Annotated in this window: 14 protein-coding genes; 8 read left to right on the top strand and 6 right to left on the bottom strand. The window is 48.6% G+C overall.

Annotation, left to right across the window (positions count from 1 at the left end; translation table 11 throughout):
• Positions 1–46: 46 nt before the first annotated feature.
• The gene (locus tag AC4IFB_RS11540) at positions 47–415 is read right to left on the bottom strand and encodes a HesB/IscA family protein (protein WP_490777950.1); all 369 of its coding nucleotides are present in this window, start codon (positions 413–415) and stop codon (positions 47–49) included.
• 110 nt (positions 416–525) lie between these two features.
• Positions 526–1,002, bottom strand: coding sequence for a DUF5063 domain-containing protein (locus AC4IFB_RS11535; RefSeq protein WP_490777949.1), 477 nt, complete (start codon positions 1,000–1,002; stop codon positions 526–528).
• Between the two features lie 332 nt (positions 1,003–1,334).
• Here AC4IFB_RS11535 and thiD point away from each other — a divergent pair, with 332 nt between their 5' ends.
• From thiD to AC4IFB_RS11495, 8 genes are all read left to right on the top strand, one after another.
• On the top strand, positions 1,335–2,159 hold the full coding sequence (gene thiD / locus AC4IFB_RS11530) for a bifunctional hydroxymethylpyrimidine kinase/phosphomethylpyrimidine kinase (protein ID WP_490780239.1): 825 nt from the start codon (positions 1,335–1,337) through the stop codon (positions 2,157–2,159).
• A complete protein-coding gene (gene thiE, locus AC4IFB_RS11525; protein ID WP_490777947.1) occupies positions 2,156–2,791 on the top strand; it encodes a thiamine phosphate synthase in 636 nt (211 codons plus the stop codon). Before thiD ends, thiE begins: the two co-directional genes overlap by 4 nt.
• An 11-nt stretch (positions 2,792–2,802) precedes the next feature.
• On the top strand, positions 2,803–4,089 hold the full coding sequence (hemL, locus tag AC4IFB_RS11520) for a glutamate-1-semialdehyde 2,1-aminomutase (protein WP_490777946.1): 1,287 nt from the start codon (positions 2,803–2,805) through the stop codon (positions 4,087–4,089).
• Entirely contained in the window at positions 4,086–4,298 is a 213-nt protein-coding gene (locus AC4IFB_RS11515; protein ID WP_490777945.1) for a hypothetical protein, read from the top strand. Before hemL ends, AC4IFB_RS11515 begins: the two co-directional genes overlap by 4 nt.
• 33 nt (positions 4,299–4,331) lie before the next feature.
• Positions 4,332–6,317 carry a bifunctional DedA family/phosphatase PAP2 family protein gene (locus tag AC4IFB_RS11510; protein ID WP_490780238.1) on the top strand — a complete coding sequence of 662 codons (1,986 nt, stop codon included), beginning with the start codon at positions 4,332–4,334 and terminating at the stop codon, positions 6,315–6,317.
• 172 nt (positions 6,318–6,489) lie between these two features.
• Positions 6,490–8,310 (top strand): PhnD/SsuA/transferrin family substrate-binding protein, encoded by a 1,821-nt coding sequence (locus AC4IFB_RS11505; protein ID WP_490780237.1) that lies wholly within the window; start codon positions 6,490–6,492, stop codon positions 8,308–8,310.
• On the top strand, positions 8,307–10,646 hold the full coding sequence (locus AC4IFB_RS11500; protein ID WP_490780236.1) for a sensor domain-containing diguanylate cyclase: 2,340 nt from the start codon (positions 8,307–8,309) through the stop codon (positions 10,644–10,646). Before AC4IFB_RS11505 ends, AC4IFB_RS11500 begins: the two co-directional genes overlap by 4 nt.
• 296 nt (positions 10,647–10,942) lie before the next feature.
• Positions 10,943–11,251, top strand: a complete 309-nt coding sequence (locus AC4IFB_RS11495; RefSeq protein ID WP_490777941.1) for a c-type cytochrome — start codon at positions 10,943–10,945, stop codon at positions 11,249–11,251.
• Between the two features lie 171 nt (positions 11,252–11,422).
• Here the strand turns inward: AC4IFB_RS11495 and AC4IFB_RS11490 are convergent, their stop codons facing one another.
• Genes AC4IFB_RS11490 through AC4IFB_RS11475 form a run of 4 tightly spaced genes read right to left on the bottom strand, consistent with a single transcriptional unit; the run spans position 11,423 to position 14,674 of the window.
• Positions 11,423–12,034 (bottom strand): flavin prenyltransferase UbiX, encoded by a 612-nt coding sequence (locus AC4IFB_RS11490; protein ID WP_490780257.1) that lies wholly within the window; start codon positions 12,032–12,034, stop codon positions 11,423–11,425.
• Positions 12,031–13,395, bottom strand: a complete 1,365-nt coding sequence (gene mpl, locus AC4IFB_RS11485) for a UDP-N-acetylmuramate:L-alanyl-gamma-D-glutamyl-meso-diaminopimelate ligase (RefSeq protein ID WP_490780235.1) — start codon at positions 13,393–13,395, stop codon at positions 12,031–12,033. The genes AC4IFB_RS11490 and mpl overlap by 4 nt, the downstream gene beginning before the upstream one ends.
• Positions 13,395–13,898, bottom strand: coding sequence for a hypothetical protein (locus AC4IFB_RS11480; RefSeq protein ID WP_490777939.1), 504 nt, complete (start codon positions 13,896–13,898; stop codon positions 13,395–13,397). The genes mpl and AC4IFB_RS11480 overlap by 1 nt, the downstream gene beginning before the upstream one ends.
• Positions 13,895–14,674: an SDR family oxidoreductase gene (locus tag AC4IFB_RS11475; RefSeq protein WP_490777938.1), complete on the bottom strand. Its 780-nt coding sequence runs from the start codon at positions 14,672–14,674 to the stop codon at positions 13,895–13,897. The genes AC4IFB_RS11480 and AC4IFB_RS11475 overlap by 4 nt, the downstream gene beginning before the upstream one ends.
• Between the last annotated feature and the right edge of the window lie 98 nt (positions 14,675–14,772).

The raw sequence follows: 14,772 nt of genomic DNA, 5'->3' as shown, positions 1-14,772 counted from the left end.
TAATGCCCAGGCACGGTTTATTTACAATTCAGAACTTAAGGTTGGTCTAACTGCAACCGCCGCCACTCGAGGAGCCGCAAGTACCACAGCCACCACCAACTGGTTGCATGTTATTGAAAACGAAACTTGCATTACCATCTCCCTGATCAACAAAGTCGATTTCAACACCACGCAGATATTGCAGGGTACCGTCATCAACGATCACTTTGAATCCTTCACAGTCCAAAACGCCATCGTTTTCATTGATCTCATCGCTGAAGGTCATGCCAAAGCTTATCCCGCTGCAGCCACCAGGTGTAGCGAAGACGCGTACTCCCTGAATATTCTCGTCAACCTGTTGAAATAACTCGCCCATTTTGGTCTGAGCGGTGCCAGTCAGGGTTAAATCTGTATCGGTCAGGGCATTTGAATTCATGCCATTTCTCCTGGAAAATCACTCTTGATGGCCGTTATGTTATCAAGAAACTCAAGCTATTTGCCAATTAACTTAGAATATAAGTTGGTTTTTACGGAATAACAGCAGGACTACATGGCAAGTTGATCTCGAGCATTGAGCTCGAAAAGATGGCGCTCAGCATCCAGCAGATGCTGCCCCCAATGCAGATGAAAGCCTTTGTGCCAACCTTCAACAGCCTGTTCAGGCTCTCCATCAAGCATCTTCAGACCACTTTTGAGCTCGCAGTATATATCTGTCAGATCATCAGCCAGACTGCCGCTCATACTCTGCCCGTCACCGGCCACATCGAACTCCATCCAGTATCCATCACGTTCACCAAGCAGTGTCCGCATGAAGGTGTAGAGCTCAAATCGAGCATCCAGGTCTGCCGCTGTATAGTGGGTATTCCGAGGGGTCGGCAGATTAAGAGCACTGACCGCCTCATGCAGACGAGGCAACAAACTGGCGACCTCTTGCAACCACTCGGTGTCGCCATTATGTAAAGATTCGACTAATTCGCAATAGCGTCTAGCCAGTGTTTCAAGTTTTTGAATGTTTGGGCTCATAGTCTCTTCCTCACAGCTATTTTCGTTGTCCTTCCTTGGTGTGTACCCAGGGATCTTCTCCCTATCCCAAAAGAAACAGCTGTACGGCACCTTGATTAGTCGCTCATCTCAGATTCTAGCAGTGATCCTGATCAATCCTAGGAGAAACCCTTAATCTCCCTCAGCACATCGATTGATAAAATATATATGCTACCTGCTATTAAAACTGCCAATTCCGTTTCAGAATCACTGGGATATAGGACAACGAGGGCGAAATCTACAGCCATGCGGAGCAAATGACAACACCAACAGCCTGATCCCTGCTCCGATTCAAAAAAGGATACAATGAGCAGATGCAAACAGAGAGCAATTATCGCCCGGTGGTTCTGGCCATCGGCGGACATGATCCTGGTGGTGGAGCAGGAATACAGGCAGACATTGAGTCCATTGGTACTAATGGCTGCCATGCTGCCACGGCACTCACTTGTGTGACGGTGCAAGATAGCTGCAATGTTGATCAGTTGATACCACTTCCAGCGGAGACACTCAGCGCCCAATGTTCGGCGGTACTCGAGGATTGCCGGGTTGAGGCAATAAAAATAGGCTTATTGGGGAGCACTCATGCCGTTGAGGCCGTTATCAAGGTTCTTCAGAATCACCCCAAAATCCCGATAGTTTTCGACCCGGTACTCGCTGCGGGGGGAGGTAATGATCTGACAAGTCAGACACTACTCAGCATAATCCAACAGCGATTACTGCCACTATGCGATCTGATCACCCCCAATACTGAAGAGGCCGCCAGACTCTCAGGGCGTGGTGATGCTGCTTCTATTGATCAGCATGCTGAAACTCTGCTCCAGTTGGGCGCTCAATCTGTTCTGATCACTGGAACCCACGATTTGAGTGACTCTGAACTGGTTACCAATCGACTTTACCAAAGGAAAAAAGCACCTGTTCTCTCCACCTGGCCTCGTCTATCTGGTGAGTATCATGGCTCAGGCTGCACCCTTGCTGCCGCGCTTGCTGCCCATATTGGTCTTGGGGATTCGATTGAAGCCGCTACGCAGAAAGCGCTGACTTACAGCTGGGATTGTCTGAACTCCGGATTCAGAACCGGAAAATGCCAATCACTACCGAATCGATGGCATCACTCCCACAATAGACCTGAGCCACAATGACAGCAGTTACTAAGGGTTTAAGGGGGCTCTACGCCATAACAGATAACAAGCTCTGTCCTCCGGAGCAGATAGTTGAGCAGGTCGAATCAGCTCTGCGTGGTGGTGCACGCATCATTCAATACAGGGATAAACGAGAAGATAGATCAAGCTGTGAGGAGGAGATAGTTGGAATTCTTGCCCTGTGTCACCGATTTGAGGCGTTGCTGATCATCAATGACGACATCGACCTGGCCAAAAAAACGAAAGCCCATGGGGTGCATCTTGGAAGAGACGACGCCTCACTTCTGCAGGCACGTAACATACTGGGCCCAAATGCCATTATTGGCGTCTCCTGTTATAACAGCCTGGATCTGGCAAGAGATGCTGAAGCCAACGGTGCTGATTATATCGCTTTTGGTCGCTTCTTCCCTTCTCGAATCAAGCCTGAGGCTATACAGGCCGAGCCGAACCTGTTGATCAGAGCCAAGCAAGAAATAACAAAGCCGCTGGTTGCCATTGGTGGAATAACGCCGGAAAATGGCGCCCCACTGATAGCAGCAGGCGCCGACATGCTGGCGGTAATACATGGCGTCTTCGGACAGCAGGATATCCACTTGGCAAGCCATCGTTTAAGCGCCCTTTTCACGCCGTAGGAGAAAAACATATGAGTCGTTCCGAGGAACTCTTTCGTCACGCACAACAGCACATACCTGGTGGAGTAAACTCCCCTGTAAGGGCTTTTAAGGGTGTTGGAGGCGATCCGATATTTATCGACTGTGCAGCCGGACCCTACATTTATGACCCGGAGGGTAGACGCTATATCGATTATGTCGGCTCCTGGGGACCGATGATCGTCGGCCACTCTCACCACGAAGTGATTGATGCCGTTGCTTCAATTCTCAACAAAGGACTCAGCTTTGGCGCGCCCACCGAGTTGGAGACGCAGATGGCTGACAAGGTCTGTGAATTGGTACCCAGCATGGAGATGGTACGCATGGTCAGCTCTGGAACAGAGGCAACCATGTCAGCCATCCGCTTAGCAAGGGGTTTCACTGGTCGCGATAAAATTGTGAAATTCGAAGGTTGCTATCACGGCCACTCTGACTCGCTGCTGGTGAAGGCTGGCTCTGGTATGTTAACCCTGGGAGAACCCTCCTCTCCCGGCGTTCCAGCCAGCCTGGCGGAACACACAGTCACCTTGAACTACAACGACAGTCAGCAGGTTCGAGATGCCTTTGCACAATTTGGTGACCAGGTCGCTGCGATCATCGTTGAACCTGTTGCGGGGAATATGAACTGCATTCCACCCCAACCCGGATTTCTTGAAACCCTGCGTGAAGTTTGTGACCAGCATGGCACCGTATTGATCTTTGATGAGGTAATGACAGGGTTTCGGGTTGGCCTTGGCGGGGCTCAGGCACACTATGGCATCAAACCCGATTTAACCACCCTGGGCAAGGTGATTGGCGGCGGTATGCCTGTCGGTGCATTTGGAGGCAGGCTCGATATTATGCAGAAGATCGCTCCTCTGGGACCGGTCTATCAGGCCGGCACACTATCTGGTAACCCCGTTGCTATGACAGCAGGATTAAAAACTCTCGAGCTAATATCTGAAGCAGGATTTTACCAACGTCTCTCAAAAAAGGTCGAGTCTCTGGTTAACGGCATTATGACGCAAGCTCAATCCGCCGGAATCCCATTGGCTGAAAATCATGTCGGGGGCATGTTCGGATTGTTTTTCACTGACCAGGGTTCTGTCACAGATTTCCAGGGCGCCACCAACTGTGACCAGGAGCGCTTCAAGACCTTCTACCACGCCATGCTGGATCGAGGGGTCTATCTGGCACCTTCTGCCTTCGAGGCAGGATTCGTTTCTGATGCCCATAGTGATGAGGATATCCAAGTCACTATCAATGCAGCAGGTGAGTCATTCGTGGCACTAAAAAATTGATCTTCCTCGCCCGGTTTGTGCTGGGGTTAACCTTTATTCAGCTGGCAGGATGCAGTTCAGACAGTGTAAAACTGACGACCTATGAAGCATTGGAATTTCAACGCCATCAACAATGCCTTAAACAACTGGATAGCCGCGCATGTGATGAACAGGCGAAAAGCTATGAGGAGTACAAGGCGATGCGTGATAAACATACAAAGGCAGAATAGACCTATCGTATCTCACTCATCGGATATTCCCCGATGAGTGAGTTCTTTGCACCTCTGTTGATATGGATCGGCGAAAACCCCCTGTGGGCTGGCATTGTAGTTTTTCTAGTGGCCTTTTCGGAATCTGTTGCACTTTTTGGCCTCTTGGTTCCAGGGGTGGTAGCGATGTTCGGTTTCGGTGCGCTGATTGCAACCGGCACCCTCGAATTTTGGCCTGTGTTCTGGTGGGCTGTAGCAGGCGCCGTGGCCGGAGATGGCTTGAGTTTCTGGCTTGGCAGGCACTATCAGCAGGGGCTACGAAAAATCTGGCCCTTCAACCGCTACCCTAAAACCCTCTACCGGGGAATCGATTTCTTTGAGAAATATGGTGGAAAAAGTGTCGCCATTGGACGCTTTTTCGGCCCGGTACGAGCCATTATTCCCTTGGTGGCAGGGATGCTGGGGATGTCCACCTGGCGCTTTTTTATCGCTAATCTCAGCTCTGCCCTGGCCTGGGCCCCGATCTATCTTTTACCCGGTATCGTCTTCGGAGCTTCTCTTGAGCTCGCCTCAGAGGTTGCATTCAGGCTGGTCATACTGATGCTGATGTTATTGATACTGGCCTGGGGACTTTTTAAACTGGTTCATACCCTGTTTCGACTATTTCAGCCTCACGCCAAGACGATGATCCAGAAAAGCTTTGAATGGGGACAGCTCCATCGTGGATTTCGATCAATATCTTCCGCCTTGGCAGATCCGCAACACCCAGAAGCAAAAGGATTGGCTTTTCTGGCAACCCTGCTGCTGCTCACCACGTTATTATCTGTTCTGCTCACTGGAATTGTTTTGGATGGCTCACTGACAAAGTCAGCCAACGAGATGATCCATAACGCGCTACAGAGTCTGCGAACACCCTGGGGTGACCAGGCTATGTACTTAATAACCAGCCTTGGCGATCTATCTACCACACTGGTTTTCGGAGGCGCAACAGCAACGGTTTTGCTTTTACGAGGACACTATCGCACTTTCTACTATCTGCTTGCTGCAGTTGCTTTCGGCCTCCTGACCCCACTACTGCTAAAGTATGGTTTACGCATTCCTCGCCCCACCACATCACCGGATCAGCTGGGGCTCTGGTCTTTTCCTAGTGCACATGTACTGCGTAGTGTCACACTCTATGGTTTCTATAGCATAATGGTGGCGCGTATCCTGAGCCATGACTGGCGTTGGCTTCCATATAGCATTGCCACCGCCATTGTGGGTGCCGTTGCCCTGTCAAGACTCTATCTTGGTGTCCACTGGGTTACAGATGTACTGGGCAGTTTAACCTTAGGTATCGCCTGGCTGGCTCTACTCGGAATCGCTTACTATCACCATGTTGAAGCAGAGTCCCGTATTTCGGCAATTGTTGCCACTGGGCTGGCAATCCTGACACTTTGCTTACTCTTTCAAGGGTGGCATTTAAAGCAGAATCTACTGCCCTATCAAGTCCAAGTCGAATCCCAGATACTCTCGCAGGCTAGCTGGTTGTCAGGCCAAGAGGATATTCCAGCATCACGCCATGATCTACGAGGTGCAGACAATCACCCTTTGAATCTTCAATACTCCGGGGATTTAGAGCTGCTGGCAGAGCAGCTTTCCGCGAAGGGGTGGGAGCCAGCCAAAATAGTAAGCTGGGATAGTGTGTTACGACTACTCTCTCCGAGCACCCCTTTAGCAGACCTACCTGTATTACCCCATGTACATAATGCCAGCCATGAAAAACTGGTACTGGTTAAAAACCTGTCACTGAATAAGCGGATTGTCCTGAGACTCTGGGCAACCCGGTTTACCATTGAAGCTCCAGGTGATCCTCTATACTTGGGCAATATATCGGCCCAACGGCCAGTGAATTCGCTCGGCTTATTGATTATTCCACGCACTGAATCAGACTTCACCACCCCGACTAAACAACTGTTGGAAGATTTAGAACCGAATGAAAAAATCATAAATCACTCTTTAGAGTCGTCGGTTTTACTGCTAACAGCAGAAAAAAATTAGACCACTGAAAAAAACTCTGATAGTGCCTGAGCTAAAGCTCCAGACAATCCGGCCGATTTAAAAGTAACTCTATCCAGGGGAGGAATAAGAGCGTATAGCTACTTTTGAGTGTTTTACGTAATATAATCAGGTGAGAAATCGCTTACCTACCCCACTAAAAAATAAGCCCAAAATGATCAGGTCACTTACCATAATATTCTGTCTGTTGTTTTGCGTCTCTGACCTTTTGGCTGAGCCGAATGAGGTACGAATTGGCGTTTTGGCAAAAAGGGGTTATGAGAAAAGTCATCAACGTTGGGATGCCACCGCCGCTTATCTTTCTGAATCCTTACCTGAATACCAGTTTACAATTGTGCCTATGGGATTCGACGACATTCCCGTTATCGTTAAAAACAAGCTGGTTGATTTCGTTATTGTCAATTCTGGGATTTATGTTGACCTTGCAGTGAGGTATGGCGCCAGACGAATTCTCACACTGGTCAACGAACTCTCGCCTGGGAACCGTACATCCCAGTTTGGCAGTGTAGTATTCACACTCGAGAGTCGTGACGACATCAAACGTCTGGAGGATCTCAAAAACCAACGGATTGCAGCGGTGCATCCCACTTCATTAGGTGGCTGGATAATGGTTCAGAGGGAGTTCCAATCCAACGACATTGACCGCTGGGATTTTGCTACTCTAAGATTCTTGAACACTCACGATGCTGTGGTCAACGCAATTCTAAACCGTGAAGCAGAGGTTGGTATAGTCAGGACAGACACCTTGGAGAGAATGTCTCAGGAGGGTCTGGTAAATATCGAGAATTTTCGTATCATTTCTGCAAAACAGCATGATAATTTTCCCTATGCTATCAGCACCCCCCTCTATCCTGAATGGCCTTTTGCACTGCTTCCCCATACGCCTTTGGAACTTGCGCGAAAGGTCTCTATTGCGCTATTAAGTCTCCCCCCCGAACATCGCGCTACAAATGACGCAAATATTTATGGCTGGACAATTCCTGAAAACTACCAGACTGTTGACGACCTGCTACGCCTGTTGGCATTGCCTCCATACGACAAGAAACCCCATGAAAAGCTGATCAATTCCTTAGCCAGATATTGGTACTGGTATCTACTTCTCTCTCTAATACTCTTGTCAATAGCGATTCTCAGCATGAGGGTTATTCGGCTTAAGCGCTCCCTGTCAGAGCATAAAACGACCTTAGAGATCAGCAGGGAGGCTCAGGTTGCCACTTTCGAACAGGCTGCTGTGGGGTTAGCTCATATCATGCCAACTGGCCAGTTTTTAAGGATGAATCAAAAACTCTGCGACATTATTGCTCTGACCAGACAACAGATGAGAGATATCAATCTCAAAGAGATTCTCTATAGCGATGATCTACCCGCATGCATTAAAGCTATCGATCAACTTCGCCAAAACAAGTTGGCCAGCACTTCCCTGCGAGTACGTATAAATTGTGCCGACGGCCACACAAAATGGATTCAGCTTTCTCTGTCCACCAAGCCGGACATCAGTGGACAGGTAGATTATTTAGTTGCTGTAATTGACGATATCGATAAGTACAAGAAGCTTGAAGAAGAGGGCCAACGGGCACAACAGCAGAAAGAGTTGATTCTGAATATTGCAGGAGATGGCATTATCGGATTAGATGATCAAGCCAGGCATACCTTTGTCAATCCTGCCGCCGCCACACTATTGGGATATACCATCGAAGAGATGATCGGCAAAGATAGCCATCAACTATGGCATCACAGCTCCGAAGATGGCTCACCTTTACCACCAGTTCACTGCCCCATTACAGGAGTATTGAAAAGTGGGGAGATTCAACGGGGGGAGAAAGAGATTATTTGGAACAAGAGCGGTAATCCTGTGGAAGTTGAGTATATCAGCACCCCGATCAAAGAGAATGGAAAAGTAACCGGTGCTGTTGTGGTTCTACATCAATTGACTTCTGATCAACCAGACTCTCCCCCGCCACAATTGGCATCATGAATATCGGCAGATTCTTACGCTACTACCTTCTCTTTCTCATACCGACAACAGTATTGGTAGGTCTTGCATTCTGGGTGCTCTATTCCCAGACCGAAAACAGTGTCAATAATGAGATGAAGCTTGAATCCAACATTCTCATTAATCAGTTGAGTGATCAACTGAGCATGGCATTTATAGAGATCCACTCAGATCTGAGGCTGCTGGCAGAGCAGTATAAATTACATGGCCTAGATCGTGTTACCAAGAACCCCGCTGCCATTAAAAGATTGCAACAACTATGGATCTCCCTGGCAGATCAGAGAGGTCGATACGACCAGATTCGCTTTCTCGACAACCAAGGACAGGAGATTATCCGCATTAACTATAATGGTGGCACCCCCTTTCCGGTAAGTAGTGACAAGCTTCAATCAAAAAAGCACCGATACTATTTTGTAGAGGCCATTAATACACCAGTTGACGAAATTTGGAATTCAATACTTGATCTCAACATCGAGCGAAAACAGATAGAGTTACCCTTGAAACCAACCATCCGCTTTGGTAACCGAATCAATATGAGTGACGGCAAGGCTGATGGGGTAATAATTTTGAACTATCTTGCCAAGGAGTTACTAAACGACTTCAGGCAAATTTCGGCGGGCTTTTCAGGACAAGCCATGCTACTCAACTGGCAAGGCTATAGCCTGGTTAGCCCAGATGCTGCCCAGGACTGGGAATTCATGTTTCCCGACAGTCCTCAGGTAGGAATGAACGTAACTCACGACCAAGCGTGGCAAGAGATCCAGAGCACCCACCAAGGGCAGTTGTTCAACCCATGGGGACTCTACACATTCAATACCATTGACCCTTCGGGTATTTTTCAAGCCACACAGGCCTGTAAGGGTTGCTTGAGAATGATATTGCATGTACCTAATGAACTGTTACAGGCTAAACTTTGGCGTAAGCTCTCCAACACCATACCTCTGATAATCTTTATCTATCTACTGCTGGCAATAGCTCTTGGCATAGCACTTTGGCAGAGAGAGAAACGAAACGCGGACAAACAGAAGATTGATGCTCTTAATCGAAAAATCACCAATGAGCATGAGCTTTTCCTAAATGGCCCAGGCGTAGTTGCTAAACTGCGTAATGAAGTTGGCTGGCCAATATCATTCGTTTCGGCAAATATCGAAGAGTTGCTGGGATTTGATAAGGAATATTTTAAATCGGGCAAAATCACCTATTCCAGCATTATAGATAGTGGCTATTTGGAGCAATATACCCAAGAGACACTGGAGGCCGAACGAAATCGCTCCATCACATTCAACCGTTCGCCATACCTGATTGTCGACAATAAAAATAACCGCAAGTGGGTAGATGAAACCACCCATGTTATTCGTGACAACCAGGGCAGGTTGACTGATTATTTTGTCCATATACACAATGTCACTCAGCTGAAAGAGGCAGAGCAGCAACTCACACAATCAAGGGACTATATCCAGAAAGTGGTCGATACTATTCCCGACCCAACCTTGGTAATTGACATCAATACCTTCGAACTGCAACTGATTAATCAATCAGCACTCGACCTTTACAACAATGGCCAAATAATCACCTCGAATGCCACATGCTACCATCTCTCCCACAAGCGCACCTCACCCTGTAAGGGGCAGCTCGACCCCTGCCCTATCAAAGAAATCAAAGAGAAGAAGACAACAGTATCGGTCGTTCACAAACATTTTGACCACCAGGGTAATGTGATACATGTAGATGTACGCGCAACTCCTATTTTTGATGAATCTGGTGAGAATATAATTCAAATCATCGAGTCTCACCGCGATATAACCGAGACAGTGGAGATGGAGAAAAAACTCCAGTACATCGCTGAAACCGACAGACTCACACAAATTTTCAATCGTATGAAATTTGATGAGGAGCTAAAGAACCAGATCGCATGGGCCAGTCTGACCAACAACCGATTTGGCTTGATAATGTTCGACCTGGATAACTTTAAACAGGTCAATGACACGTATGGCCATGACATGGGTGATCGGGTGCTGAAGAATACGGTGGATCTATTGACCGGTAGAATCCGAAAATCAGATATTCTTGCTCGATGGGGCGGTGAAGAGTTCATGATAATAGCCCCACTGATCGACACCAAAGAGTTAAGAATTCTGACAGAATCCCTACGCTCTGCCATCGAACAGCTAGAGCATGAGAAAGTCGGCAACGTAACTGCCAGCTTTGGTGCCAGCGTTGTAAGATCAAGTGACAATATAGACACACTGCTTAAGCGGGTAGACAGCGCTCTATATGAATCCAAGCAGAAGGGGCGTAATCGCTGCACTGTATTTTAAGCAGCGACAGACTGTTAGATTTATACCCCCATCCCACAGCATAATTCCCTCTCAGTCATCATATTTATTATCACGACCAGCTAAAATATGACCTGACACACTTATTTAAAAAATCGTTGCAGTTCAATACAACAACCACCCTATCCTTAGCCAGAAAAAAAACGTACTATCTGCGCCATCGGCTGTTTGACCGCTTAAACCTAAAAGATCAGTTGGGCAGCGTGAAGTGTGCGTTTATGGATGCGCAGCCAAACCATGACGTGGTTGTGACAATTTTTTAGATTTAGAGGCTTCGAATGAAAAAAACGATCTACATCACCGGCATCACTCTGCTCGCCTTGACTCTTACTGGCTGTAGCGACTCAAATGATTTTAAACCAGTAGCTGGCATGGATGGTATGGATATATATGCCAATGCCTGCTCTAGCTGTCATGGCAGTAATGGACAGGGCAAATTCGGCTTTTTACTTAAACTCGCAGGCACCGATGACTCCTCAGAAGAGATCTCTGAAAAGATCATTAACGGCGGCCATATAATGCCAGCCTTCCCAAACATCAGTCAGCAGGAAGCGGAAAAAGTAGCGGCCTATCTCAAGGCACAATAGTTACTAATCCGGCACCTTAATAGCCATGTTCAGGGCTATAAGCGTGCCCTTGATCAAGGCGCGCGCGGGTCGCCGAACCTGCTACACCTGACTGAGCCACTCCTGCAGCCTCTAATCAAAAGATATTTAGTGGCAGGCCATCGACTGTTTCTTACGGATGGAAGTAGTGTTTCACTCTCCCCACCTTGGGGAGAGATTATTCTCAACATCCAGTTGATCCAGAATTCTGGACACCATGAAATCAACAATATCCTCAACTCCCTGCGGATTGTTATAGAAGCCGGGGTTTGCTGGCATGATCACAGCCCCTATACGGCTAAGCTTGAGCATATTCTCCAGGTGAATTTCAGAAAAGGGGGTCTCGCGAACTACCAGGATCAACTTTCGACGCTCTTTTAAGATCACATCTGCAGCCCGCTCCATCAGATCATTGCTGGCTCCGCAGGCAATGGCTGATAGCGCACCAACAGTACAGGGACAGACGACCATCGCCCTCGGTGGATTGGATCCACTGGCCACTGGCGCCATCCACTGCTGACGTCCAAACACCTGCAACTTTTCCGGGTCAGCATTGAAGCGCTGGCATAGTACCTTCTGCGCTTCGGTTGGCTGAGATGGCAGCTCCAATCCAGACTCCATCTTCAATACCACTTGAGCGGCCTGACTGAACATCACATACAATTTCTGATCTGCCTGGACAAGAGATTCGATCAGGCGCAATGCATAGGCGCTTCCCGATGCTCCGGTAATGGCCACAGCGATCGCTTTTGTTTTATTAGTCATACCCGACATTGTAAAGCATCCAGCAATCTTTGATGTATCCCCTCAAATCCGCCATTACTCATAATCAGGATATGATCTCCTGGCTGAACAATATCCACTGATCTGTCGATCATCCCCTGGGTATCGCGAAACACCTCAGCACGGGAACCCAGTGGCGCCATAACGGACTCCGCATCCCACTCCAGATCACTGGGTGCAAATAGCATCACTCTGTCAGCCGCCTCCAGGGCACCTGCCAGGCGCCGGGTATGAATATCCTGCTTCATGGTATTGGAGCGAGGCTCAAGCATGGCGACGATACGTGCATCTCCAACCTGACTGCGTAGACCATTCAGGGTAGTTTCAATTGCAGTGGGGTGGTGAGCAAAGTCGTCGTAGACACGGACGCCCGCGACCTCTCCCCGCAGCTCCATACGGCGCTTAACATTCTTAAATCGTGACAAGGCGGAAATGGCAACGCCAGGGGGAACCCCGGCATGTCGAGCTGCCGCGATAGCAGCCAGTGCATTGGCAACATTATGCTGCCCAACCAGGTCCCATTCGACACGCCCCTGGGATTGCCCACCACAGATTACATCAAATTTTTGACCATCCACTGAGGCATCAGCAGCATACCAATCTGTTTCCCCTATGGGATCGAAATACTCCATCGGTGTCCAGAGACCCATATCGATCACCTGGCTGAGATTTTCATCGTTTTGCGGCGCCACGATCAACCCCTGTGAAGGGACTGTACGTAGCAGATGGTGAAACTGTCTCTGGATCATCGCCAGATCATCAAAGATGTCAGCATGATCGAATTCGAGGTTGTTCAACACCAGGGTACGGGGGCGGTAGTGTACAAATTTCGAGCGTTTATCAAAGAAAGCAGTATCGTATTCATCTGCCTCAACCACAAAAAATGGCGAGTCACCCAAGCGGGCGGATACCCCAAAATTCTCCGGTACACCACCAATCAGATACCCAGGATTGAGTCCCGCATCCTCAAGAATCCAGGCCAATAGACTGGCTGTACTGGTTTTCCCATGTGTTCCGGCAACGGCCAGCACCCATCGCTCAGGTAGAACATGTTCAGCCAGCCACTGCGGACCAGAGGTGTAGGAGAGCCCCTGATTGAGCATATACTCCACCGCAGAATTCCCCCTGGACATGGCATTTCCTACCACAACAACATCGGGAGCAGGATCAAGGTGTTCAGGTTTAAAACCCTGCATCAGATCTATCCCAGCCTGCTCCAGTTGCGTACTCATGGGAGGATAGACATTGGCATCCGAACCACTCACTTTGTGACCCAATGCTCTTGCCAGCAGGGCAATGCCCCCCATAAATGTGCCGCATATTCCAAGGATATGTAGATGCATCAATCAAGTACCGGAAAAAAGATCGCTATCAGACTACCTGCGATCATGGTGTAAAGCAGTGCCGCAGCAATACCTACATTCAAAGAAAAATCGAAAGTGTGCCGTAATATATGGCCAAACACGACGATGCCCCAGGAAAACACAATCAAAAACAACAGACCTGATTCCACCGATTGACTCTGCTTTCCCCAAGCGATCAATGGCAGCACCAACATACCTAACAGAAAACCGCTCAACATAAGAGCCGTAACTGCTTGAATAAATCGTTGCGACAACCCTCTCATACGCAGTGCTGTATAGAGCATGCCCAGCATCAGCGCCAACTCAAACAGGGTTTGCCAAATGGCACGGCCAAGCCCCGACTGGCCATCCGTCAGCATCAATACGCTGACAAACATATTCAACAGGATAGTAAGCCACAACAGATGTATGGATAGCGGTAGATCCTGCGGGCCACGTTTGAGCAGGCAGAGTTCTATGGCAGCATTGAGCAGTGCCTTCAAAGAAGCTTACCCAGGGTTCGGTCAATCGCAAAAGGGCTCCACGACTGACATACGGGCATCACTTCCAGAGCATTGATATTGATGTGTGGCGGTAAGGATGTCACCCAATAGACGATTTCGGCAATATCATCTGCCGTCAAGGGTTGGGTGTCCTTATAAACATCTGCTGCCTTGTCACTATCCCCTTTCATTCTGACCAGTGAAAATTCAGTCTCAGCCAGCCCCGGCTCGATATTGGTAACCCTCAATGGCGTGCCAATCAGGTCTGCTTTCAAGCCTCTGGAGAACTGCTGCACGAATGCTTTGGTAGCACCATAGGCATTACCACCGGGATAGGGCCAGTTAGCTGCAACTGAACCGATATTGACAATGTGCCCACGTTTACGTTGAACCATACCAGGCAGAATCAACCGGGTGATACGCATCAAACCCTTGATATTGGTGTCTACCATAGTCTCCCAATCCTCAAGATCAGCTCGATGAGCCGGCTCAAGACCAAGGGCCAAACCTGCATTGTTGATCAACACATCGATCTCACGACTGGGTTCTGGCAGCCGCTTTAGAAAACCATCCACCGCTTGACGGTCGGTAACATCCAAAGTCTCGACATCAACCTGCCCTGCTCCTGAGAGGGACTCTCTGAGTGCATGCAGCCGATCCTCTCTGCGGGCACACAACACAAGATCGTCACCTGCTTCAGAGAAGCGGCGGGCACAAGCCTCACCAAAACCGGATGAGGCGCCTGTAATCAACACTCGTTTTTTCATGGGTAACATTAAGGTTGTACTGAATTTTGTGACGGGTCATCTGCCCAGCCAATCTTCGTTCCACGTCCATTCAAACATAATCAAAACGGCTTTTGAACCTGGCCCAC

Source organism: Candidatus Thiodiazotropha sp. AKIB8 (assembly GCF_058244675.1).
Note: the sequence above shows the minus strand (reverse complement) of the source record. Positions and strands in the feature narration are given on the sequence as shown.

What these genes read in the sequence shown, in the direction of transcription:
- AC4IFB_RS11490 (WP_490780257.1), bottom strand. Translation starts at nt 12,034, where the DNA reads ATGACTAATAAAACAAAAGCGATCGCTGTGGCCATTACCGGAGCATCG.
- AC4IFB_RS11535 (WP_490777949.1), bottom strand. Translation starts at nt 1,002, where the DNA reads ATGAGCCCAAACATTCAAAAACTTGAAACACTGGCTAGACGCTATTGC.
- AC4IFB_RS11505 (WP_490780237.1), top strand. Translation starts at nt 6,490, where the DNA reads ATGATCAGGTCACTTACCATAATATTCTGTCTGTTGTTTTGCGTCTCT.
- hemL (WP_490777946.1), top strand. Translation starts at nt 2,803, where the DNA reads ATGAGTCGTTCCGAGGAACTCTTTCGTCACGCACAACAGCACATACCT.
- AC4IFB_RS11500 (WP_490780236.1), top strand. Translation starts at nt 8,307, where the DNA reads ATGAATATCGGCAGATTCTTACGCTACTACCTTCTCTTTCTCATACCG.
- thiD (WP_490780239.1), top strand. Translation starts at nt 1,335, where the DNA reads ATGCAAACAGAGAGCAATTATCGCCCGGTGGTTCTGGCCATCGGCGGA.
- AC4IFB_RS11510 (WP_490780238.1), top strand. Translation starts at nt 4,332, where the DNA reads ATGAGTGAGTTCTTTGCACCTCTGTTGATATGGATCGGCGAAAACCCC.
- AC4IFB_RS11495 (WP_490777941.1), top strand. Translation starts at nt 10,943, where the DNA reads ATGAAAAAAACGATCTACATCACCGGCATCACTCTGCTCGCCTTGACT.
- thiE (WP_490777947.1), top strand. Translation starts at nt 2,156, where the DNA reads ATGACAGCAGTTACTAAGGGTTTAAGGGGGCTCTACGCCATAACAGAT.
- AC4IFB_RS11475 (WP_490777938.1), bottom strand. Translation starts at nt 14,674, where the DNA reads ATGTTACCCATGAAAAAACGAGTGTTGATTACAGGCGCCTCATCCGGT.
- mpl (WP_490780235.1), bottom strand. Translation starts at nt 13,395, where the DNA reads ATGCATCTACATATCCTTGGAATATGCGGCACATTTATGGGGGGCATT.
- AC4IFB_RS11540 (WP_490777950.1), bottom strand. Translation starts at nt 415, where the DNA reads ATGAATTCAAATGCCCTGACCGATACAGATTTAACCCTGACTGGCACC.